General features: G+C 42.7%; 19 protein-coding genes. 6 read left to right on the plus strand and 13 right to left on the minus strand.

Annotated features, from left to right (window positions below; all coding sequences use genetic code 11):
• Nucleotides 1–86: 86 nt before the first annotated feature.
• From lpxA to rpsB, 13 genes are all read right to left on the minus strand, one after another.
• Entirely contained in the window at nt 87–857 is a 771-nt protein-coding gene (gene lpxA / locus L1D51_RS05990; RefSeq protein WP_054553112.1) for an acyl-ACP--UDP-N-acetylglucosamine O-acyltransferase, read from the minus strand.
• Between the two features lie 2 nt (nt 858–859).
• A complete protein-coding gene (gene fabZ / locus L1D51_RS05995; protein ID WP_054562040.1) occupies nt 860–1,312 on the minus strand; it encodes a 3-hydroxyacyl-ACP dehydratase FabZ in 453 nt (150 codons plus the stop codon).
• Between the two features lie 10 nt (nt 1,313–1,322).
• The gene (gene lpxD, locus L1D51_RS06000) at nt 1,323–2,363 is read right to left on the minus strand and encodes a UDP-3-O-(3-hydroxymyristoyl)glucosamine N-acyltransferase (RefSeq protein ID WP_239963198.1); all 1,041 of its coding nucleotides are present in this window, start codon (nt 2,361–2,363) and stop codon (nt 1,323–1,325) included.
• A gap of 9 nt (nt 2,364–2,372) precedes the next feature.
• Nucleotides 2,373–2,891: an OmpH/Skp family outer membrane protein gene (locus L1D51_RS06005; protein ID WP_054553115.1), complete on the minus strand. Its 519-nt coding sequence runs from the start codon at nt 2,889–2,891 to the stop codon at nt 2,373–2,375.
• 12 nt (nt 2,892–2,903) lie between these two features.
• A complete protein-coding gene (bamA, locus tag L1D51_RS06010) occupies nt 2,904–5,375 on the minus strand; it encodes an outer membrane protein assembly factor BamA (RefSeq protein ID WP_054562042.1) in 2,472 nt (823 codons plus the stop codon).
• A 106-nt stretch (nt 5,376–5,481) separates the two neighbouring features.
• Complete coding sequence (gene rseP / locus L1D51_RS06015; RefSeq protein ID WP_054562043.1) at nt 5,482–6,834, minus strand: sigma E protease regulator RseP; 1,353 nt, start codon at nt 6,832–6,834, stop codon at nt 5,482–5,484.
• A gap of 1 nt (nt 6,835) precedes the next feature.
• Nucleotides 6,836–8,035 (minus strand): 1-deoxy-D-xylulose-5-phosphate reductoisomerase, encoded by a 1,200-nt coding sequence (gene ispC, locus L1D51_RS06020; protein WP_055021936.1) that lies wholly within the window; start codon nt 8,033–8,035, stop codon nt 6,836–6,838.
• On the minus strand, nt 8,032–8,898 hold the full coding sequence (locus L1D51_RS06025; protein WP_054553119.1) for a phosphatidate cytidylyltransferase: 867 nt from the start codon (nt 8,896–8,898) through the stop codon (nt 8,032–8,034). The genes ispC and L1D51_RS06025 overlap by 4 nt, the downstream gene beginning before the upstream one ends.
• A gap of 22 nt (nt 8,899–8,920) precedes the next feature.
• Entirely contained in the window at nt 8,921–9,700 is a 780-nt protein-coding gene (gene uppS, locus L1D51_RS06030) for an undecaprenyl pyrophosphate synthase (RefSeq protein WP_054553120.1), read from the minus strand.
• A gap of 104 nt (nt 9,701–9,804) precedes the next feature.
• Nucleotides 9,805–10,362, minus strand: coding sequence for a ribosome recycling factor (frr, locus tag L1D51_RS06035; protein WP_054553121.1), 558 nt, complete (start codon nt 10,360–10,362; stop codon nt 9,805–9,807).
• Nucleotides 10,363–10,376: 14 nt separating this feature from the next.
• A complete protein-coding gene (pyrH, locus tag L1D51_RS06040; protein ID WP_054553317.1) occupies nt 10,377–11,126 on the minus strand; it encodes a UMP kinase in 750 nt (249 codons plus the stop codon).
• Nucleotides 11,127–11,277: 151 nt separating this feature from the next.
• Entirely contained in the window at nt 11,278–12,129 is an 852-nt protein-coding gene (gene tsf / locus L1D51_RS06045) for a translation elongation factor Ts (protein ID WP_054562045.1), read from the minus strand.
• A gap of 103 nt (nt 12,130–12,232) precedes the next feature.
• Nucleotides 12,233–12,961 (minus strand): 30S ribosomal protein S2, encoded by a 729-nt coding sequence (rpsB, locus tag L1D51_RS06050; RefSeq protein ID WP_054562046.1) that lies wholly within the window; start codon nt 12,959–12,961, stop codon nt 12,233–12,235.
• 247 nt (nt 12,962–13,208) lie between these two features.
• Between rpsB and map the strand changes: the two genes are divergently transcribed.
• The 6 genes from map to L1D51_RS06080 all read left to right on the plus strand — a co-directional run bounded on the left by map (nt 13,209) and on the right by L1D51_RS06080 (nt 22,465).
• Nucleotides 13,209–14,018, plus strand: coding sequence for a type I methionyl aminopeptidase (gene map, locus L1D51_RS06055; protein ID WP_228482666.1), 810 nt, complete (start codon nt 13,209–13,211; stop codon nt 14,016–14,018).
• Between the two features lie 12 nt (nt 14,019–14,030).
• Nucleotides 14,031–16,649 carry a [protein-PII] uridylyltransferase gene (gene glnD, locus L1D51_RS06060; protein WP_054553125.1) on the plus strand — a complete coding sequence of 873 codons (2,619 nt, stop codon included), beginning with the start codon at nt 14,031–14,033 and terminating at the stop codon, nt 16,647–16,649.
• A 9-nt stretch (nt 16,650–16,658) separates the two neighbouring features.
• Nucleotides 16,659–17,486: a 2,3,4,5-tetrahydropyridine-2,6-dicarboxylate N-succinyltransferase gene (dapD, locus tag L1D51_RS06065; protein WP_054553126.1), complete on the plus strand. Its 828-nt coding sequence runs from the start codon at nt 16,659–16,661 to the stop codon at nt 17,484–17,486.
• A gap of 312 nt (nt 17,487–17,798) precedes the next feature.
• A complete protein-coding gene (locus tag L1D51_RS06070; protein WP_239963199.1) occupies nt 17,799–18,074 on the plus strand; it encodes a hypothetical protein in 276 nt (91 codons plus the stop codon).
• A gap of 192 nt (nt 18,075–18,266) precedes the next feature.
• Nucleotides 18,267–21,377 (plus strand): efflux RND transporter permease subunit, encoded by a 3,111-nt coding sequence (locus L1D51_RS06075; RefSeq protein ID WP_239963200.1) that lies wholly within the window; start codon nt 18,267–18,269, stop codon nt 21,375–21,377.
• An 11-nt stretch (nt 21,378–21,388) separates the two neighbouring features.
• Nucleotides 21,389–22,465, plus strand: coding sequence for an efflux RND transporter periplasmic adaptor subunit (locus L1D51_RS06080; RefSeq protein WP_239963201.1), 1,077 nt, complete (start codon nt 21,389–21,391; stop codon nt 22,463–22,465).
• The last annotated feature ends 418 nt before the right edge of the window (nt 22,466–22,883 follow it).

Below are 22,883 nucleotides of genomic sequence, written 5' to 3' on the forward strand. Positions count from 1 at the left end.
AACTATATCAAGTTACCTAATTAAGCGAATGAGTATAAAAACAAAAAAGCCACCTTACGGTGGCTTTTATAGAAGTTCGCTTATGATTAGCGAATAATTCCGCGCTCAGAGCTTTTCACGAAGTCTATCATCAGCTGAACAGCTGGGTACTTCGCAGCATCTTCACTTAGCTCAGCGATTGCTTCTTCAACACCTAAGCTCTTACGATAAAGCGTTTTATATGCTCGGCGTGTTGCCATGATTTCATCGCTTTCAAAGCCACGGCGTTTCATGCCTTCAGTATTGATTGCTACAGGGCCTGCCGGTGTACCAATAGTAGTTACAAATGGCGGTACATCTTTATTAACGCCTGAGTACATACCTACAAAGGCATGTGAACCAATTTTACAGAACTGGTGAACACCTGAATTACCTGCAAGGATCACCCAGTCACCTACGTGTACGTGGCCAGCAACAGAGGCATTGTTAGCAAAAATAACGTTATCGCCCACAACTGCATCATGTGCAACGTGTGTGTAAGCCATAAATAAGTTGTTGCTACCAATTTTTGTTACACCTTGGTCTTGAATCGTACCACGGTGAATTGTCGCACACTCACGGATCACGTTGTTGTCACCAATGATCAAAGTCGTTGGCTCATTCGCATACTTTTTGTCTTGGCAAGCTTCACCGACCGAAGCAAATTGGAAAATATGGTTACCAGAACCAATCGTCGATGGGCCTTTTACAACCACATGAGATTCGATGATACAGTTATCACCAATAGTTACATCGTTACCGATATAGCTGTAAGGGCCAACTGATACGTTATTTCCAAGTTTTGCACCTGGTTCGATTATCGCCGTAGGATGGATCACTATTAAAACTCTCTTCTCGCACACATGATTTCGGCAGTACACACTACTTTGCCGTCAACTTTTGCTTCTGCTGCAAATTTCCATATATTGCGGCGCTCTTTTACAAACTCTACATGCAAATGCATAGTATCGCCAGGTAATACCGGCTGTTTGAATCGCGCATTGTCGATCGCTGCGAATAAATATAGTTCGTTATCGCTACGATTTTCAACTGTCTTAAAACCAAGTAAGCCAGTTGCTTGAGCCATTGCTTCTAAAATCAACACACCTGGAAAGATAGGTTGATTAGGAAAATGACCCGTAAAAATAGGTTCGTTCACTGTTACATTTTTAATAGCATGTAACGACTCGCCTGGCGTGTAATCAAGTACACGGTCAACAAGTAGCATCGGGTAACGATGCGGAAGTAAACTCAAGATATCCTGGATATCAAGACTATTTAATTCATTTGCCAAAATAGCATCCTTATTTGTCTTCAATATTGAGTGACTTAGTCAGTGACTCAAGTGCTTTAATGCGGTCTTTCATATCGCCAAGGTTACGGATATGGGCAATACTACGTCGCCATTCTTTGTTGGTTAGATGTGGCAAGCCTGAAGAATAAATTCCAGGTTCTGTGATTGCCTTAGTCACCATACTCATGCCGGTGATTATAGCACCATCGCATACGCTAATGTGACCATTAATTGCAACCATACCGCCAATCTGACAATTCCTACCGATCACTGTGCTGCCGGCAAATACCGTACAACCAGCAACCGCTGTACCCGAACCGATCTCGACATTATGCGCTATTTGACATTGATTATCGATAATTACATTACTATGGATGATAGTATCGTCTAGCGCACCACGGTCAATCGTAGTAGACGCGCCTACCTCAACCTTATCACCGATGATTACTCGGCCAAGTTGCGGTATTTTCACCCATTCGCCACGCTCGTTAGCGTAACCAAAACCATCACTGCCCACTACCGTATTCGCTTGGAATAAACAGTCGCTGCCAATCTCTACTTCATGGTAAACGCTTACATTTGCCCAAAGCTTAGTGCCTTGGCCAATTTTTGCGTGCTCACCAATAAAACAGCCTGGGCCAATCTGCACATCGTTTGCAATTACAGCACCCGCTTCGATCACCACATTGGCGGCGATCGCGACATTATCGCCAATAGAGGCTGAATCGTGAATGACTGCACTTGGGTGAATACCGGTCACTGCTGGGCGCGGTGTGGTATCCATTAGCTGAGCAAGTTTGGCGTAACAAACATAAGGATTAGCAACAATGAGCTTATTACCCGAAAAGTACTCAGCATCTGCTGGTGATAAAATCACCGCACTTGCTTGAGTATCTTCTAATTGCGAGCGATATTTCTTGTTCGCTAAAAATGCAATATGCCCATGTTGGGCATTTGCAAGTGTAGATATTTTTTTAATCTCTGTGGCGCCGTCACCTTGAAGGTCAGCGCCCAGAAGATCCGCTATCTGCGAAAGCGTGTAGTTTTGCATATATGATTTCTATTGCTTACTTACTTTTTCAACAACTTTGCTTGATAAGTCATCGACAGTTTTAGGGTTAACATAAATCGTTGTTTCTTTAACTTTAACTTCATCGAATTTGCCAGCTTTCGCTACTTCTTCGATTGCATCTAAGATTAACTTTTGAACTTTAGCTAGTTCTTGGTTTTGACGCATTTTGATTTCTTGCTCTAAAGGACGACCTTTTTCAGCAAGTTGCTGCTGCATACCTTGGATCTTAGTACGTAATTCTTCTTTTTGCTTGTCGCTCATCGTTGTTGCTTCACGCTTGAACTTTTCAGCTTCAAAACGGATATCACCTTGAAGTTTTTCTAGTTCTTGACGACGCTCTGAGAATTCAGCTTCTAAAGTTTGCTCTACTTTCGCCATTTGTGGGATTTGCTTGTAGATTTCTTGCATATCAACGATACCTACTTTGTGCGCGAATGCGTTAGTAGATAGACCCATAGATAAAGTAGCAAGTAGTGCAAAAGCTGTTGATTTAATTGATTTATTCACGAAAAAACTCCTTTAGAATGTATTACTAATGTTAAAGCTGATGGTCTTCGTATCGTCATCTTCTTCTTTTTGCAATGGATACGCAAAACTGATCAGCATTGGACCCATAGGAGAGATCCATTGTAGAGAAAGACCGGTTGAAACCCTAAAGCGCATTGGATCTGAGTAATCATCCAATTTTGCACGTTCATCTGTTGAAAGGTTTTGATAACGGTCAATATTAAACTCTGTATCCCATACATTTGCAGCATCTACGAAGAAGCTAGTACGTACAGAGCTGGTGTTTTCTTCATCTAAGAAAGGTGTTGGAACAATAAGCTCCATCCCTGCTACCGCTTTGGCATTACCACCAATTCGGCCTGCTGTTTGTAATTGGTCAAATTCTGATGCACCACCAATGCTACCTGTTGTCGTACCATCAGGTAACGGTGTACCAGGAATGCTTTGCGGAAAACGTGATACAGCACGTGGTAAGATCGTATTACGGTCAAAGCCACGTAGTTCCATTTCAGTAATTCTGAAGAACTCTTGGAACGGCAGTGTTTGGTCATAACCATTGGTTGTACCGTAACCATTACCGTAACCAAGTGCCGCACGCGTTGAGAACACCCAGCGGTGGTCATTACTGATTGGCCAGTAGAAACGCGAGTCATAATTTAGCTTAAAGTACTGTAAATCAGAGTTTGGCGTTGTCGCAGTTAAGTTAAGAGATTGGCGCGAACCTGCTGTTGGGAATAAACCACGGTTAACAGTTACACGTGACCAACCTGCACTTAACTCGTACTTAGTAAAGTCAAAGCCTGCGTCTGGATTTTCAGGGTCTAAGAATGTTTCACGAATAACACGTGTTTGCTCGTATTCTGCAATATCAGACAGCTCTTCTTGCACCCAACGAACACCAAAGTTAATACGGTTTACAGCATCGATTGGGAAACCAATGTTTGTACCAATACCATAACTCTTCGATTTATAGTCGATTAGGCTGAATTTACTTGCATCATAGTTACTGTAGAAGATACTACTACCTTGCGATACACCGTCTGGCGTAAAGTAAGGGTCAGTGTATGACACACTAATACGCTCGGAACCACGTGAAGTATTGATGTTGAAACCAATTTGGTTACCGGTACCTAAGAAGTTTGATTCACTCACACCAATGTTAAATTGCAGACCCAAGTAAGAACCATAAGCAAGGCCTGCGTTAAAGCTACCTGCAGATTGTTCTTTCACAGTAAAATCTACATCAACTTGGTCATCTACACCTGGTACTGGTACAACATTAAAATCAACGCTTTCCATGTAAGGTAAACGCTGGATTTGCAGTTTAGAGCGCTCAAGGCTTTGGTTTGATAACCATGCACCTTCAAGCTGTGTCATTTCACGACGAACCACTTCATCAGAAGTATTTTGGTTACCGCCCACAATGATACGACGAACATAAACACGTTTGCCCGGATTAACAGAAAGCGTTAATTGAACTTCTTTGTTTTCGTCATCAATCTCAGGGATGGTACGTACTTCAGCATTGGCATAACCAAAACGTGCTAAGTAGCTTTTGATAAACTCTTCTGATGATGTCACCACAGAGCCGTTATAAAGCTCGCCAGTTTTTAGCGGGATAACACTCTTAATAAGCTCTTCACGGCCTAACAAGTCACCAATAAAGTCAAAGCCTTTAACTTTGTATTTAACACCTTCGGTGATATTTGCTGTTACATAAACAGAATCACGCTCAGGGCTAACTGATACTTGTGTCGAATCGATATTAAAACGTAGGTAACCACGGTCTAGGTAGTAACTGCGGATTTTCTCTAAATCGCCTTCGATAGTTTGCTTTTGATAACGGTCGCTCGACATGAACTGCCACCAAGGCAAATCTTGTTGAGACTCGGCTAACTTAAGAAGCTCTTCATCTGAGAAAAGCTCGTTACCAACCAAGTTGATTTGACGAATTGACGCTGCGTCACCTTCATCAAATGTGAATAAAAGTTTTACACGGTTACGCGGTAACTTAGTAATGCTTACATCCACTTTTGCATTGTATTTACCAATACTGTGGAAGAATTCAACTAAGCCTTTTTCAATGTTATCAAGGACTGTTTTATCAAGCGGCTCACCAGTACGGATATCTTGCTGGTCTAGCGACTCATTAAGTTGCTCATCTTTGATGTCTTTATTGCCATCAAATTCGATCATGCTGATCGTTGGGCGCTCAGTCACTCGGAAGATAACACTGTTGCCATCACGTAATGCTTTAATATTGTCAAAGTGACCTGAACGATAGAGAGCCTTTATGGTTCTAGAAATTGTGTACTCATCAATATTATCGCCCACGTTGATCGGAATATGCGTTAACGCTGCACCCAGTGCAACACGCTGTAAACCTTCAACTTTTAAATCATCTACAATAAAGGAGTTTTGGCCTAGGGCTGCAAAGCTAGCACCTAATAAACTTGAAACTGCCAAATGTTTTTTTATAGCCATTTTGTTATCTTTATCCTTTACAACTGTATTACCGCTCAACACCTTATAAATTTAACTTTTGCGGTGTTTTACAATCGTGTTCAAATTGGAATTTTTCGCTTACTTGTTATAAACGCGATACATCATTGAACAAAGCGAAACATGTTAAAAACAGAAGCAGCAAGGCCCCCACTTTAAAACCAAATTCTTGCGTCTTTTCAGAGACCGGCTTTTTGCGAAAAAGTTCAATTATGTAATACATTAAGTGCCCACCATCTAGCACTGGCAGCGGTAATAAGTTAAATACGCCAAGGTTTACACTAATTAATGCTAAAAAGCTTAAAAATGCAACCAAGCCATAGCTTACGCTAGTTCCCGCGCCAACTGCAATGCCCACCGGGCCACTTAAATTTTTAACCGACACCTGACCGGTAATTAAATTACCAATCATGTCAAAACTAAGGGTAATTAAACGCCATGTTTCTTGTATGCCCAGCACAATACTATCGACAGGGCCATAATGTCTAGTTTCAATATAGTTTTCTGGCCATGGCTCAACCACTGGAGACACACCTAAAAAGCCCTGAGCAACGCCCGCATCATTGGTTCTGCTTTGTGGCGTCACTGACAGCTCTTTTATACTATCTTGCCTTTGTACACTAAATTGTAAGGATTTGTTAGGTGATTGCTGAATTAGTGAAACTAACTGGGTCCAACTGCTGATATTTTCACCATTTACAGCAAGAATTTTGTCTTTAATCTGTAAGCCTGCAGCTTCTGCCGCCGAGCCTTTACTGATCATTGCCACTTCTAAAAGTGCTTTAGGACGAAACGGCACAATGCCAATCGAGGTTAATGGTGGTACGTCTTGTTGATCTAATTTCCAACCATCTAAGTTAAGAGTACGCACATGCTTTTGATAATTCTGATCACGAAGCGTTACCACAACACTTTGCTCACCTAAGCGGCTCATTAGCGAGAATGTTGCATCTTGCCAAGTATTGATATCGTCTTCACCAATTTTAATAATTTGCTGATTTGGCTGAATATTAGCAGCTGCGGCACGGCTGCCTTGAGACACCTCACCCACCACAGGTTTTAATGACTGAACGCCGACCATATACATTACAGCAAGGGCAAAAATAGCGAATAAAAAGTTTGCCATCGGGCCAGCAGCCACAATCGCAATACGTGCTTTTACTGATTTAGCATTAAATGATAAATGTCGCTGCTCTGGCGGGACTTCGTCAACACGCTCATCAAGCATTTTGACATAACCACCTAGTGGGATTGCTGCAATCACATATTCGGTTTGCTGTTTGTCGTACCACTTGATCAACGGCTTACCAAAGCCAATTGAAAAACGCAGCACTTTCACGCCGGCTTTTCGCGCAACCCAGAAATGACCATATTCATGCACAGTCACTAAAATACCCAGAGCAAGAATAAATGAGCCAAGATTCCAGAAAAAATCAAACATGCTAGTTGATGCCTCTTTTTAAAAACTCAGTCGCTTTTACACGTGCAGCTTGGTCGCAAGCTAAAATCTCATCGAGGGTCTGCACGTTGATATTTTGTGTTGCATTAAGCGTTTCAGCGTTAACTCGATAAATATCTGTAAAGCCGATTTGACCATTTAGAAATGCTGCAACCGCTATTTCATTCGCCGCATTTACTGTGGTGGTTGCACCTTGCCCCATTTCACACGCATCAATGGCAAGTTTTAAATTAGGGTAACGAGCATAATCTGGTTTAGTGAAAGTAAAATCTGCCATTTGTGAAAAATCGAGCGGTTTTACACCCGCATCGACACGCTCAGGAAAAGCTAAAGCATGAGCAATTGGTGTGCGCATATCTGGATTGCCCATTTGCGCAAGCACTGAGCCATCTTGATATTGCACCATAGAGTGAATAATACTTTGTGGGTGGATCACCACTTCAATATCACTGGCACAGCAGTTAAACAGCCACTTGGCTTCTATAAACTCTAGGCCTTTATTCATCATAGTCGCTGAGTCGACAGAAATCTTTTGTCCCATTGACCAGTTTGGATGTGCCACTGCTTCTGCAACAGTCACTGATGGTAGTGTCGATAAATCACGTTTTAAGAAAGGACCACCAGAACCTGTAAGCAAGATTTTACTCACGCCATTGTCGGCAAGTAGGCCAGATGCATTTTGTAATGATGCTGGCATACATTGGAAAATCGCATTATGTTCGCTATCGATAGGCAGTAAAGTGGCGCCATGTTGTTTTACTTTATCAATAAACAACTGACCCGACATAACTAGCGACTCTTTATTCGCTAGCAACACTTTTTTGCCTGCTTCAACTGCACTTAGAGTCGGTAACAGACCCGCTGCACCTACTATCGCCGACATCACTGCATCAACATCGGTATGTGCAGCAAGCTCACACATCGCATCAACACCTGCTAGCACCTGTGTGTTACACGAGCTATTTGCAAGTAAATTTGATAGCGCACTAGCGGCTTGTTGATCAGCCATTACAGCAAACTTAGGCTGATGTGCGACACACAGTTCAGCCATTTGCTCGGCATTTTTACCCGCCGCTAAAGCAAAAACCGCAAAGCGCTCTGGGTTTCTAGAAACAACATCTAAGGTGCTTAAACCGATTGAACCAGTTGCGCCCAGTACGACAAGTTGCTCTACTTTGCTCATAAACTCAGTGTCCATGCGTAGCAAAGTACAAAGATTGGCGCAGCTGCGGTTAAGCTATCGATACGATCTAAAATACCGCCATGACCTGGTAAACATGAACCGCTGTCTTTCAAGCCAACTTCACGTTTAAACATACTTTCGAGTAAATCGCCTACCGCTGAGAATAACGCGATAAATGCCGTCATCACGGCATAGATTGGCCAAACACTCATATCAACATTAGTGAAATGGCAAAAGGCTAAAACAAAAACAACCGAAGCCACTACACCACCTAATAAACCTTCAATTGTTTTATTGGGACTTACCTTTGGCATTAGTTTACGTTTACCTAAGTTCTTACCAGTAAAGTAAGCACCAATATCTGCGCTCCACACAATACCAAGTACAACTAAAATTAACATTGAACCAAAGTGAGTAGATTCGCCATAACCTGCGCTACGTAGTGTATTTAGTGCAAGCCAAAGTGGCACTAGCGTTAAAAAGCCTGCAATCGCACGCATTACAATGCCTTCATTCCAAGCCTTTGCCATAGCTGGGTAGCGCCAAACTAAATAAGTTGCCACAATCCACCATGCAAATGACAAGGTAAATAGGTAGTTTGCATCACCCACTAATTGACCATTTTGCCAAAGTGATTCAATGGGCCAATGCCAGTTCAGTAATGCCAAAAATGCAGCCGTTGCTGCAACAAATCCAAAACGTTTAACTTTATCGCATAGGCCCATAAATGCAGACCACTCCCATGCACCGAGTAAAACAATACCGGCGGCGATATAACTAAATAGTGTTAATGGGGTATAAAAAACCAAAATAAGTGCAAGTGGTGCCAACACGAGCGAGGTTAAAATTCGTTGTTTTAGCAATGTGTGTACCTTCAACTAGTAATTAGGTCTCGGCGAGTAATTGTTTTATTTGTTCGCCTGTACAACCAAATCGTCGCTCTCTGGCAACGTAACATGCGATAGCGTCAGCAAATGCAGCTTCATTGAAGTCTGGCCAAAGCGTATCGGTAAAGTAAAGCTCAGCATAAGCCGCTTGCCATAAAAGGAAGTTACTGATGCGTAAATCTCCACCGGTGCGGATCATTAAATCAAGCTCACCTTGGTCGGCCATACTCATTTGTTCAGCCATTAGCTCTTCAGTAATATCTTCTGCGGCCATTTCACCGGCTGCGACTTTTTTCGCAAGCGTTGTTGCGGCGTTAGTAATATCCCAACGTCCACCATAATTAGCTGCCACGTTTAACTGTAGACCCGTATTATTACGAGTTAATTCATGGGCTGCATCAACTTTATTGCGCAAACCTTCTGAAAAGCGTGATAAATCACCAATTATGTTTAGCTTTACATTATTTTTATGAAGTTTTTTAACTTCTTTGCCCAGTACAAATAAAAATAGCTCCATGAGCGTATTTACTTCGTCTTCTGGACGTCGCCAATTTTCGCTACTAAATGCGAATAGTGTTAACGACTGTATACCTAAGCGAGTACAAAATTGCACTGATTGACGAACCGCATCAACGCCCTTTTTGTGCCCATAAACACGTGGGCGATTTTTCGCTTGTGCCCAACGTCCGTTGCCATCCATGATTATAGCGACATGCTTAGGCAAACTTTGCTGGGAAATTTTATCAGCGTTAAGAACCATAAATATCGAGTATTCCATAAAAAAACGCCGTCTAGTATACCCTAGACGGCGTTTCAAAACTAATAAATTTAGTTGCGCCTGTTTACTTGCAGAATCAATGTCTGAAAGATAAACAGCAGCGATTAGATTTCCATTAACTCAGCTTCTTTTGCAGCTAGTTGTGCGTCCATCTCTTTGATGAACTTATCAGTAAGCTTTTGGATCTCGTCTTCTGCTTGACGTGCTTCATCTTCAGAAATGTCTTTTTCTTTCAATAAGCTCTTAATGTCGCCATTTGCGTCACGACGGATGTTACGTACAGCAACACGGCCGCTTTCAACTTCACCACGTACGATTTTAATCAGGTCTTTACGACGCTCTTCTGTTAGTGGAGGAAGTGGAACACGAATAACAGTGCCTGCAGACATTGGGTTTAAACCTAAATCTGAAGCCATAATCGCTTTTTCTACTGCTTGAGCTAGTGACTTATCGAACACGCTAATTGCAAGTGTACGTGAGTCTTCAATTGTTACGTTAGCAACTTGGTTTAATGGTGTGTCTGCACCGTAGTAAGACACTTGAATACCGTCAAGTAATGCAGGGTGCGCACGGCCTGTGCGAATTTTAGATAATTGACTGCCTAGTGCCGCAACACTTTTTTGCATACGTTCTGACGCATCTTTTTTGATATCGTTAATCACGGTTCAATCCTAATCTATTTGCTAGTTTCATCTGAGGCTTGTGAAGAGATAAGCGTTCCTTCATCTTCGCCCATAATAACACGCTTAAGCGCGCCTGATTTATTCATGTTAAATACGCTTAATGGCATGTTGTGGTCACGCGCCAGCGTAAATGCAGCTAAATCCATAACCTTAAGCTCTTTATCAATGATTTCATTGTAGCTTAAGTGGCGATATAGTGTAGCGTCTGGGTTTTTCACTGGGTCATCAGAGTAAACACCATCCACTTTAGTCGCTTTGATTACAGTATCTGCTTCAATTTCAATACCACGTAAACACGCTGCTGAGTCAGTCGTGAAGAATGGGTTACCTGTACCCGCTGAGAAAATTACAACGCGGCCAGATTTTAATAGGCTGATAGCTTCTGCCCAGTTGTAAGCATCACACACACCGTTAAGTGGGATAGCAGACATTAAACGACAATTTACAAATGCACGGTGCAGTGCATCACGCATTGCTAAACCATTCATTACAGTCGCAAGCATACCCATGTGGTCGCCAACTACGCGGTTCATACCCGCTTCTGCTAATGAACCACCACGCAAGAAGTTACCGCCACCGATAACTAAACCTACTTCTACGTCGAGCTCTACAAGTTCTTTAATTTCTTGAGCCATACGGTCAAGTACTTTTGGGTCGATGCCGAAGCCTTCGTCTCCCATTAATGCTTCACCGCTAAGTTTAAGAAGAACACGTCTAAAAATAGGTTTACGATTGATAGTCATAATATTTGGGCCAGCCTTAGTAATGAGATAAAAAATAACCGCGCTATGGTTACACATAAAACGCGGTTATTTTAAAGAATTTTCATCAGTGACGCAAAAGCTAATAGCAGATTAATTTCATCTTATTGCCCTACGTCACTAAGTTAGAAAATTACTCGCCTTTTGCAGCAGCGATTTGAGCAGCTACTTCAGCAGCGAAGTCTTCTTCTTTACGCTCGATACCTTCACCAACTTCTAAACGGATGAAGTTAGAAACAGTTGCGCCTTTCTCTTTAAGAATTTCGCCAACTGATTTTTTAGGTTCCATGATGAAAGCTTGACCAGTAAGAGAGATCTCACCAGTGAATTTCTTCATACGACCGATAACCATTTTCTCAGCGATTTCAGCAGGCTTGCCTTCGTTCATCGCGATATCGATTTGAACTGCTTTTTCTTTTTCAACAACGTCAGCTGGTACGTCTTCTGGGTTTACGAACTCAGGCTTAGACGCAGCTACGTGCATAGCAACTTGCTTAAGTGTTTCTTCGTCAGCTTCACCAACTACAACAACACCGATACGGTCGCCGTGGCGGTAAGAAGAAAGCTTGTCACCGTCGATGTACTCAACGCGACGAACGTTGATGTTTTCACCGATTTTAGCAACTAGAGCAACACGAGTTTCTTCGAATTGTGCTTTAAGTGCTTCGATGTCTGCTTTAGTTTCTGCAGCAGCGTCAAGAACTTGGTTAGCGAAACCAAGGAAGTTAGCGTCTTTAGCAACGAAGTCAGTTTGACAGTTAACTTCAAGAAGTGCAGCGAAACCGTTACCTTCTTTGATTAAGATTGTACCTTCAGCAGCGATGTTACCTGCTTTTTTAGCAGCCTTTGCAGCACCGCTCTTACGCATGTTTTCGATCGCTAACTCGATGTCACCGTTAGTTTCAGTTAACGCTTTTTTACAATCCATCATGCCAGCGCCAGTACGCTCGCGTAATTCTTTAACTAGGGCAGCAGTTACAGCCATTAGAATATCCTCAATTGAATTCTGTTATAGGGAAGCGGTATAGGCCGCTTAACAAGAATAACAAGTCTTCACCTTAAATAGATGAAGACTTGATGACAGCTAATTACTCAGCTTCTACGAAGTCGTCTTTCTCAGCTTGAGCAACGATGTTGTTCTCACGACCTTCAGTGATCGCAGCTGATACAGCGCCTGTGTAAAGTTGGATAGCACGGATCGCATCGTCGTTACCAGGTACGATGTAATCAACACCGTCTGGGTTAGAGTTAGTATCAACGATAGCAACAACTGGAATACCTAGGTTGTTAGCTTCACGGATAGCGATGTGCTCGTGGTCTGCATCGATAACGAAAAGCGCGTCAGGAAGACCGCCCATGTCTTTGATACCACCAAGGCTCTTTTCAAGCTTTTCCATTTCACGAGTAAGCATTAACGCTTCTTTCTTAGTTAATTTCTCGAAAGTACCGTCTTGGCTTTGCGCTTCAAGGTCTTTAAGACGCTTGATTGATTGACGAACTGTTTTCCAGTTAGTCAACATACCACCTAACCAACGGTGGTTTACGTAGAACTGCTCGCTTTGGATCGCTGCTTCTTTAACTGCTTCGCTTGCTGCGCGCTTAGTACCAACGAAAAGTACTTTACCTTTGTTAGAAGCTGCGTTCGATAAGAACTTAAGTGCTTCGTTGAACATTGGTACAGTTTGCTCTAGGTTGATGATATGAACACGGTTACGAGCGCCGAAGATGAAAGGCTTCATCTTAGGGTTCCAGTAACGTGCCTGGTGACCAAAGTGAACACCAGCTTGAAGCATATCGCGCATTGAAACGTTTGCCATTTGTATAATCCTCTATAATTTAGGGTTAGGCCTCCACATATCCCATAGCACCAACACCGTAGTTAAATTGTAACTTAAGTGCACCCAAGTGTATGTGACGATACGTGTGTGTGTTAAAATAAAATTGTGTTTGCCTTAAATACAAAAAATCAGTTAAGAATTTATTTGTAAAAAGACGGCGCGCTTTATACCATATTAAAATTGAAAACTCAACGTCTAGTGCAAAATTTGTGCACTAAAAACTGACCTGAAAAACAACTTTGGAGCCTCAATGAGTGCTGTGATCAAGACCCCTGAAGAAATCGAAAAAATGCGTGTTGCCGGGCGCTTAGCCGCCGAGGTACTAGAAATGATAGAACCGCATGTGGTGCCAGGTGTAACCACAGATGAACTAAATACAATTTGTCATGATTATATTGTTAATGTTCAAGATGCTATTCCAGCACCGCTTAATTATCACGGTTTCCCAAAATCAATTTGCACCTCTGTGAACCATGTAATTTGTCACGGTATTCCAAATGACAAACCACTTAAAGAAGGCGATAGCGTAAATATCGACGTAACTGTGATCAAAGATGGCTATCACGGTGATACATCGAAGATGTTCCACGTTGGTACGCCTAACATTCAAGGCAAGCGTCTTGCTGATATCACACAAGAAAGCCTTTACCTTGCGATTAAAATGGTAAAACCAGGCGTACGCTTAGGTGATATTGGTGCTGCAATTCAAAAATACGCAGAGGGCTTTAGCTATTCAATCGTTCGTGAATATTGTGGTCACGGCATTGGTGCTGAGTTCCACGAAGAGCCACAAGTAATGCACTATGGTAAAGCAGGTACTGGCGAAGTATTAAAAGCAGGTATGTGCTTAACAATCGAGCCTATGGTTAATGCTGGTAAACGCCAATGTAAGCTACTAAAAGACAACTGGACTGTCGTAACAAAAGACCGTTCACTGTCTGCACAGTGGGAACATACACTGTTAGTGACTGAAAATGGTGTTGAAATTTTAACGCTCCGATCAGATGATACTATTGACAGGATCATCGAACACTAGGAGCCAGCCCCAGTGGCATTACCCAATAAAGTAAAAAAGTTGCTCAGCCAAGCTGAGCAACTTAGCGATTATCGCGACTGTTCTAGTTATTTTTATAAATGGCTACAGAACGAATTCTCAAAACAACCCGTTAGCAACTTAATTAATGCCCGCGCTGAGTTTATCGACCGCTTATTAATTAAACTGTTTCACGATTACGATCTTGCTCACGAAAGTGATCTTGCCCTGATTGCTGTGGGTGGTTATGGTCGTGGCGAACTACACCCCTATTCCGATATCGACTTTATGTTGCTAGTAAGCGAGCAGCCAAGTGAAGCCGTGTGCGAAAAAATTGGCCAGTTCGTTACCATGCTTTGGGATCTAAATTTAGAAATTGGTCACAGCGTTCGCACTATAGAACAAGCATTAGAACAAAAACGCGAAGATGTGACATTTGCCACCAGCTTACTCGAAAGCCGATTAATTTTCGGTAACCATATCGAATTCGAAAAATTAAAAAATCATTTAATAGATACGCCTATTTGGCGCTCAGACGAATTCTTTTTGGCAAAAGTACAAGAACAAAGTTTACGCCATAAAAAATGCCATGGTACGGCTTATAACCTTGAGCCGAATATCAAAGAAAACCCGGGTGGCCTGCGCGACTTACAGACCATTATTTGGGTTGCTAAAAAGCACTTTAGAGCCGAAACATTACAAGAACTCATAAATCACGGCTATCTTACTCACGAAGAATACCAAGAGCTGTCTGAGTGTTTAGAAAACCTATGGAACATTCGTTTTGCGCTGCACATCGCTGCGGGTCGCTCTGAAAACCGCTTATTGTTCGATCATCAGCCTAACGCCGCTGAAATTCTTGGCTTTGGTAGTGACGGTAAAGCCTCGGTCGAGCGCATGATGAAACGCTTATTTAGGATCATGAGCCGCGTACGTGAGCTTAACCAAATGCTGCTTTCATACTTTGAGCAAAGCATTTTACCGGGTGCCGGTGAGTTACCTGTGATTGAGCTTGACCGTAACTTTGAGCGTATTGGCCATCAAATTCGTGTTAAGAATCCATCGGTGTTCTTCCGCCGTGATCAGCTATTTGTGTTGTTCGAGCATATTGCTGATAACCCAGAGATCACCCATATTTACCCAAGTACCATACGTACAATGCGCCAAGTTCGCCGTCGTTTATTGGGTGATTTACAAGACTACGCCGCCTGTCGCGAAGCATTTTTGCGTTTAATCAAACACCCTAACGGTATGGGCCGCGCATTTACGCTGATGCACAAGCACGGCATTATTGCTGCCTACTTACCACAGTGGCGTAATATTTTTGGGCAAATGCAGTTTGATTTATTCCATGCCTACACCGTGGATGAACATACCCATAAACTCATCAACAATATTTATAAGTACTTTGATAAATCAAAAGTCAGCGAATTTCCGTTATGTAGTGAAATTGTCACTCGCATGGACAAGCCTGAGTTACTTTATTTAGCCGGTATTTTCCACGATATTGCTAAAGGCCGTGGTGGCGATCACTCTGAGCTTGGCTCAGTTGATGCAATCGCGTTTGCTAAGCTACACCGCTTCCCAGCCTCAGATGGCAAGCTGATTTCGTGGTTAGTGGCTAATCACTTACTTATGTCGGTTACAGCGCAGCGCAAAGATATTAATGACCCAGATGTGATTAAAGACTTTGCAAGTAAGGTGAAAAATGAGCGTCAACTTGATTACTTGTACTGCTTAACCTTGGCCGATATTCGCGCAACTAACGATAACCTATGGAACGATTGGAAAAATACCCTACTACGTGAGCTGTATTTACACACCCAGCGCGCGCTTCGTTTAGGGCTTGAAAACCCAATGGACCAACGTGATCAAATACGTGATAAAAAACAGCAAGCCAAACAGCGCTTACTGAACCATGGTTGTAACGAAGATCAAATCGACTTAATTTGGAGTCGCTTTAAAGCCAATTATTTTACTGCTTTTAGCGAGCAACAGATTTCGTGGCACACAGAGCACTTACTAAGCTGTGACGATTTAAGCCAGCCTAGCGTTGCCGTGTCTAACACCGCAATGCATGGTGGTACACAAGTATTTGCTTATAGCCCTTACTCGGGCAGTTTATTCTCACGTTTAGTTAGTGTGATTGGTTCGAAAAAAGCACAGATTCAACATGCGCAGGTACTGACCACAAAAGATGGCTACGTGCTATTTAGCTTTGTTATTTTAGAGGTCAATGGTGACCCGATTGCGAGTAACCGTTCGCAAGGCATTAAACGTGCTTTAGATCTTGCAATTAGCGACCCGAAAAAGAAAATTCGCCTTAAAAAGAATCGCTCTCAGCGCTTCAAAGACTTTAATATCAAACCAAAAATTGTGCTTAGACCGCATGCCCGTAAAGATCGCAGCTTAATTGAAATTCAAGCGGTGGATATTCCGGGTCTATTAACAAAAATTGCGGAAGTATTTCAAGCGCACTTATTACATATTCATGCCGCACGGATCACCACAGTTGGTGAGCGTGCAGAAGATTTCTTCGTGGTATCAAATAACGAATACCAAGCATTAACAGACGAAGAACAGGCTAAAATTCATCAAGCATTGCGTAAAAAACTCAACGCAGAAACCGAATAAGAGGATCTTATGTCAGATTTAAAAACCATGATCGAAAACGCCTGGGACAACCGCGATAGCATCAGCCCAAGCACGGTATCAAGTGAAGTAAAACAAGCTATTATCGACGCGCTTGAATTACTTGATAGCGGTGCTGCACGTGTTGCTGAAAAAATCAGTGGTGAGTGGGTTGTACATCAATGGTTAAAAAAAGCGGTGCTACTGTCTTTCCGTATTCGTGATAACCAACCAATGAGCGATGGTGTTAATCAGTTTTACGACAAAGTACCACTTAAATTTAGCGACTATACTCCAGAGCAATTCCAACAGGGCGGCATGCGTGTTGTGCCTAATGCTGTGGCACGTAAAGGCAGCTTTGTAGGTAAAAATGTGGTGTTAATGCCATCTTATGTCAACATTGGCGCCTACGTTGATGAAGGTACCATGGTTGATACATGGGCAACGGTTGGCTCATGTGCACAAATTGGTAAAAACGTTCACTTATCGGGCGGTGTAGGCATTGGTGGTGTGCTTGAGCCACTACAAGCTAACCCAACTATTATTGAAGACAACTGCTTTATTGGCGCACGTTCTGAAATTGTTGAAGGTGTTGTAGTTGAAGAAGGCGCCGTTATCTCGATGGGTGTTTACATCAGCCAAAGCACACGTATCTATGACCGTGAAACTGGCGAAATCCATTACGGCCGAGTACCAGCTGGTGCAGTTGTTGTTCCTGGTTCTTTACCGTCAAAAGATGGTTCACACAGCCTATATGCTGCCATCATCGTGAAAAAAGTAGATCAGCAAACTCGCGAAAAAGTAGGTATTAATGCCCTACTTCGCTCGATTGATGAATAACAAGACTGAGCTTTAAGCCGTCAGCCGTCAGCCGTCAGCCGTCAGCTTTAAGTTTTAGAGGTTAAGAAGCGCGATGCTAGCTAGTTTCGCGCTTTTTTATTATCTGTAATGCAATGATTTTTAGCTAGTTTGTTGAGATATACCCGCAAATATGTTTTAGTATAAAAAACAAACAAATCAATAGTGAAAATGTTTAAGTCTTTTCGGAGTTTTACCCACACGGAGTTATTTTATTACACAGGGTTATTCTACCTTGTGGCAATCTTGCTGTTTGTATCACGTAGTTACCTATACGAATTTTTTGTAACTGATATGAATTCACATCGCATAGAAGTTAAAGAACTTGAAGTTGCTTTAACATCGCAGGTTAATAAAGATTATGTTTTTGAAGCATTGCAAACAACCTTAGATGGCCTTGCAACCCCAGATCGAGTTGCAGTTAAAATCCAGTGTTATACGGTTTTCTGTGATGTTAGTTTTACGAACCCATTTATCACCATTAACGACCACAATCACTACAGTGCAGAAGTAAAACGTGTGTTTGAGCAAAATGTGGCTTCCCTTAGCCGAAAAGATACTGCTCACTAGTTTCAGGCGCTATTACTTAATGCTTAAAACTTAAAGCGCCTCAGCTAAATTGTTACATCTTATTTCAAATACACATTTTATCGCTTAATTACGGCTATTCAGCGTTACTTCTGAAACACATTTCATTTACCTCACTGGCACTTTTTTTACATCGCACTACAATGCACACAAACTGATTTTGGAACACACACAATGAATCTGACACGTAGTTCGCTGAAAAACCCTGCGAGTGTTATTGTCATCTTGGTGTTGATTATGTTGTTTGGCATGTTGAGTATTTTTAAGCTGCCAATTCAGCTCACACCAGATATTGAGCAACCGCAGATCACTATTTTCTCTGGCTGGCGCCAAGCTGCACCTGAAGAGATTGAATCGGTGATCATTGAGCCGCTCGAGAACGCAGTAAAAAACACTCCGGGTGCTCTAGAGGTTAATACTTACATTAACCGTGGCAATGGCTCGATCACGTTGACTTTTGCTGTTGGGCAAAACATGCAACAGGCCATGCTTGATGTGTTAACAAGCCTTAACCAAGCGCCGCCCCTGCCGTTAGATGCATTTGATCCTGTGGTGTTTGCTGGCGGTAATAATGGTGAAGCCGCAGCAACGTTACTGGTCACCCCAAAAGATTTTAATAGCGACAGCCTTGATTTAGACATGGCGCAGTTCCAAAAACAAATCGATGAATTTGTTGAGCCCCGTTTGGCACGTATTCCTGGTGTTGCCCGCGTTGACTTAGCCAGTGAGCGACCAAAAGAATTACGTATTACCTTTGACCCTCACAAAGCCGCTGCACTTGGTGTCAGCCTTGACCAAATCAGTAACGTATTAGCCAGCTCACGCGATACCTCTGGTGGCCTTGCCAATGTTGGCCGTCGTCAATATACCGTACGTTTTACTGGGCAATATGATTTATCAAGCATGGCACAAATGCGCGTTGGTTATTCAGGCGATAGACCCATTTACCTTGGCGATATCGCAAGTGTAGAGCGCACTTTTTCTGACCGTTTAGGGATGAGTGGTCGAAATGGTAAACCCGCGTATTACATTCGTATTTCGCGCGCTAACGAAGCCAATACCGTTGCCCTACTCGACGAAATTAACCTTGCCATTAAAGAGCTAAACGAAGGGCCGCTGGCTGAGAATGGCTTATCGATTGAATTAAGTTTTGATGCCTCAGTGCATATTCGTAATGCTTTGTCGTTGGTTAAAAGTAACTTAGGCCTAGGTGTTCTGCTGTCGTGTTTAATCTTGTGGTTGTTCTTTAGGGGCTTAAAGGCCACGTTTGTCATTGCAGCGACAATTCCTGTTTCTTTATTAGTCGCGTTTTTAACGTTAAATATTTTTGACCGCAGTTTAAATGTTATTTCACTGGCGGGTCTTGCCTTTGCGGTTGGCTTAGTACTTGATGCCGCCATCATTGTGCAAGAAAACATCGCAAGGCTCAGAAGTGAAGGCTTTGATAGTAAAAAAGCCGCGCTAAAAGGCGCAGCTCAAGTAACTGGCGCTTTATTTGCTTCAACCACCACTAGCGTTGCTATCTTCTTGCCAATTTTATTTATGGCAGGTATTGAGGGGCAGTTATTCTCTGATTTGGCGCTCACCTTATCTATTGCTGTTATTGCCTCTATGATTTGCGCAATTACACTTATTCCGTTGGCTAACCATTTTTGGCCAGACAAAGAGCTAAAAGCGGATCCTTATCGTGAATATTGGCAGAAGCTAACTAACTTCATCATGGCGCTTACCAATACCCGCGTTAAACAAATAGTATGGATAGTGTCGTTATTGGGTGGCTCACTCGTCGCGACCATGACCATGCTCCCGAAAACTGATTTTATGCCGCGCGCACCAACCGATGGCTTTTTCTTTAACTTAAATACCCCGCCTGGCGGCAATGTGCAGTTTATGGAAGAAGAGCTGCTGATGCGTATTAAAAAGCGTTTAATGCCTTATTACACAGGTGAAAAAGAGCCGGGAATTAAAGATTTTAACTTTTATGCTTTTGGTTCGAACGCTGGCGGCTTTATTTATTCTGCCGATCCGCAACGTGTTGAAGAATTAATGAAGGTTGCCCGAGAAGAGATCTTCATTGATTTGCCCGACACCCAAGTATTCTTCTTTAGAGGGTCGATGATCCAAGTTGCTAATGGCGGTGATGGTCGCAATATCAATATCGATTTAACGGGTCCGAATATGGACGAGCTAATAGCCGGTGCTAATGTGGCGCTGCAAGCTGTCACCGACGCAATGCCGAATGCCACTGCAAGGCCACAACCACGACTCGATATGGCAGAGCCAGAACTTAGGCTCACACCTAATGACCGCCGTATAACCCAAGCAGGGCTAACTCGTCGTGATGTATCTCAAGCAGTGCAAGCCTATACAGGTGGGTTATTTGTTAATGAATACTTTGATGGCAACGAACGCATGAACGTGATTTTGCGCGGTATACCGTGGCAAACTCCAGAGGAGCTTAAAGCACTGCCTATTGTAACCCCGCAATCAGGTATTCAAACTTTAGGCGAACTTGCCAATATTGAGCGCACCGTAGGCCCAACCCAACTTAGACGTGTTAATGGCCGCCGTACCGTGAGTATTGTTGTCACGCCACCAGCAGACATGAGCTTGCAACAAGCGCAAACTATTCTCTCAGAGCAAGTTATGCCAAAAGTTCGTGCAAGCTTGCCTGACAGCTCTGGCGCGATTTTGGCGGGTAACGCACAAAAGATGAATTCAGCCATGCAAGAAATGACTATCAACTTTATCTTGGCTCTGTTTATTTTATTCTTGCTAATGACCGCATTGTTTAAGTCAGCCAAAGACAGCGCGTTAGTTTTACTTGTCATGCCATTGGCAATTGCAGGCGGTGTACTGGCTTTATTTGTACTTAACTTATTTACCTTCCAATCGCTCGACTTACTAACCATGATTGGCTTTATTATCTTGCTGGGTCTGGTGGTAAATAATGCCATTTTATTGGTTGACCAAAGCCGCGTTGCGATGGCCGCAGGACTCAGTCGAGAAGACGCAGTTCGCCAAGCAGTTCTGCTGCGCGCAAGACCCGTTTACTTAAGTACCTTAACCAGCTTATTTGGCATGCTGCCACTGATGCTAATGCCGGGGGTAGGATCAGAAATTTACCGTGGCCTTGCCACTGTGATTGTCGGCGGCATGGCCATTAGCGCCCTATTCACCCTGATATTAATGCCAAGTTTATTACAAGTTGGCAGACAGCTGCCGCCCGTTAATAACAAACAGCAACCAGAAAAAACGCCTTTAAGCTTGGTATCGAATCAATGAGTATTAAAACAATGAACACACCTTTTCGTAAATTAACCGCTCGCTTTTGTGCGCTATTCAGCCTTATCGCATTTAACGCCTTTGCAGTCGTACCTGTTACAGTAGAAACCGTCACACAAGCCCCGCTGACAAGCGAAATTGAAGTAAGCGGCACTTTGTATGGCAAAGATGATGTAACCCTAACAGCAGGCGTAAGCGGCCGTTTATTATATGTTGTTGAGCCAGGTACTCTGGTTAAAAGTGGCGACACCCTAGTTCGTATGGATACCTTACCGCTTGAACTTGAAAAAGCACGCCAACAAGAAATGCTCAATCGCGCCAAAATAAACTTACGTTTATATCAACAAGAACTCGCTCGTTTACAAAAACTCGCCAAAGCCAGCAGTGCTGCAGCAAGCCAAGTCGATGATATGCAAAATAAGCATGATCTTGCGTTATCTGATATCGCACTGGCTAAGGTTGAATTAAAAGTAATAGACGATCAGCTTTCGCGTGCAACAGTGCGCGCCCCATTTGATGGCGTGATCAGCGAGCGTTTTAAACGCGCTGGTCGCGAAATAAATCGCGCAGATGAACTGGTCACTCTGCTCGATATTAATAACTTAGAAGTGCGTTTGTATGTACCTGTTAAATACTTAAAGTTTTTACACAAAGGCATAGAGTTACCAATTCAAGCCGGCGACTTATCAGCCCCTGATATGACAACAGCCACCATAACAGCGGTGATCCCATCAACCGATCCGCGTTCACAAACCGTAGAAGTACGTGCCCTACTAGCAAATGATGCCGAGCAAACATGGGCAATTGGCCAACTGGTTGATGTAGCCGTGCCACTAAAAAGCAAAGGGGACGTACTACTGGTGAATCGCGATGCGCTGATTTTACGCAAAAAAGGCACCCATATCGTCAAAATCGACAACGACAACAAAGCCCTGCAAATTCCCGTAAAAGTCGGTAATGGCAAAGATAAACTGGTTGAAGTCACCCCGACTTCTAACATCACTTTAAATGCAGGCGATAAAGTGGCAGTACGCGGCGCCGAGCAACTACAAACCGGGCAAGAAGTCGAAGTTCAGGTAAAGCAATAACTGCAAGGCTTGAGATGACTGCCAGCTATTTAATATTTTAAGAGCTGGCAGTTATGATAAAGGGTAGTAATGATTATTAAGAGTTGCGCTTGTTTTTGACTTTCTAGGAAGCAAAAAGCAAGACAAGACCCCTTTATTTTTTGGTAAATGTTATGACCGGGTATGAGATAACGTATAGTGGAAATTTGGCCTGACTAAAAAATCGTTCGATAAAAGCGTGGGAAAAACCGTCATAACCCTGCCAAATTTTATGATAAATAATTTGGTAAACGTTATGACGATAATTTTGTAAACAACACTTTAGATTTAATGGAATTGAATTATAAGAGGCGACCTATTTAGTTGACCCTTTATCACTTTTCTTTTTCTCAAACCTAATAAAGGTAAAATTAAACAATAAGATTAATCCAATAAATAT

The sequence above is a fragment of the Pseudoalteromonas shioyasakiensis genome, assembly GCF_022398475.1.
In the GTDB taxonomy this organism is placed as follows: Bacteria; Pseudomonadota; Gammaproteobacteria; order Enterobacterales; family Alteromonadaceae; genus Pseudoalteromonas.

Excerpts from the sequence above, each read along its gene's own strand:
- pyrH (WP_054553317.1), bottom strand. The coding sequence starts at position 11,126 with ATGACTATCAATCGTAAACCTATTTTTAGACGTGTTCTTCTTAAACTT.
- L1D51_RS06075 (WP_239963200.1), top strand. The coding sequence starts at position 18,267 with ATGAATCTGACACGTAGTTCGCTGAAAAACCCTGCGAGTGTTATTGTC.
- uppS (WP_054553120.1), bottom strand. The coding sequence starts at position 9,700 with ATGGAATACTCGATATTTATGGTTCTTAACGCTGATAAAATTTCCCAG.
- rseP (WP_054562043.1), bottom strand. The coding sequence starts at position 6,834 with ATGTTTGATTTTTTCTGGAATCTTGGCTCATTTATTCTTGCTCTGGGT.
- bamA (WP_054562042.1), bottom strand. The coding sequence starts at position 5,375 with ATGGCTATAAAAAAACATTTGGCAGTTTCAAGTTTATTAGGTGCTAGC.
- L1D51_RS06070 (WP_239963199.1), top strand. The coding sequence starts at position 17,799 with ATGAATTCACATCGCATAGAAGTTAAAGAACTTGAAGTTGCTTTAACA.
- lpxD (WP_239963198.1), bottom strand. The coding sequence starts at position 2,363 with ATGCAAAACTACACGCTTTCGCAGATAGCGGATCTTCTGGGCGCTGAC.
- ispC (WP_055021936.1), bottom strand. The coding sequence starts at position 8,035 with ATGAGCAAAGTAGAGCAACTTGTCGTACTGGGCGCAACTGGTTCAATC.
- rpsB (WP_054562046.1), bottom strand. The coding sequence starts at position 12,961 with ATGGCAAACGTTTCAATGCGCGATATGCTTCAAGCTGGTGTTCACTTT.
- dapD (WP_054553126.1), top strand. The coding sequence starts at position 16,659 with ATGTCAGATTTAAAAACCATGATCGAAAACGCCTGGGACAACCGCGAT.
- tsf (WP_054562045.1), bottom strand. The coding sequence starts at position 12,129 with ATGGCTGTAACTGCTGCCCTAGTTAAAGAATTACGCGAGCGTACTGGC.
- L1D51_RS06080 (WP_239963201.1), top strand. The coding sequence starts at position 21,389 with ATGAACACACCTTTTCGTAAATTAACCGCTCGCTTTTGTGCGCTATTC.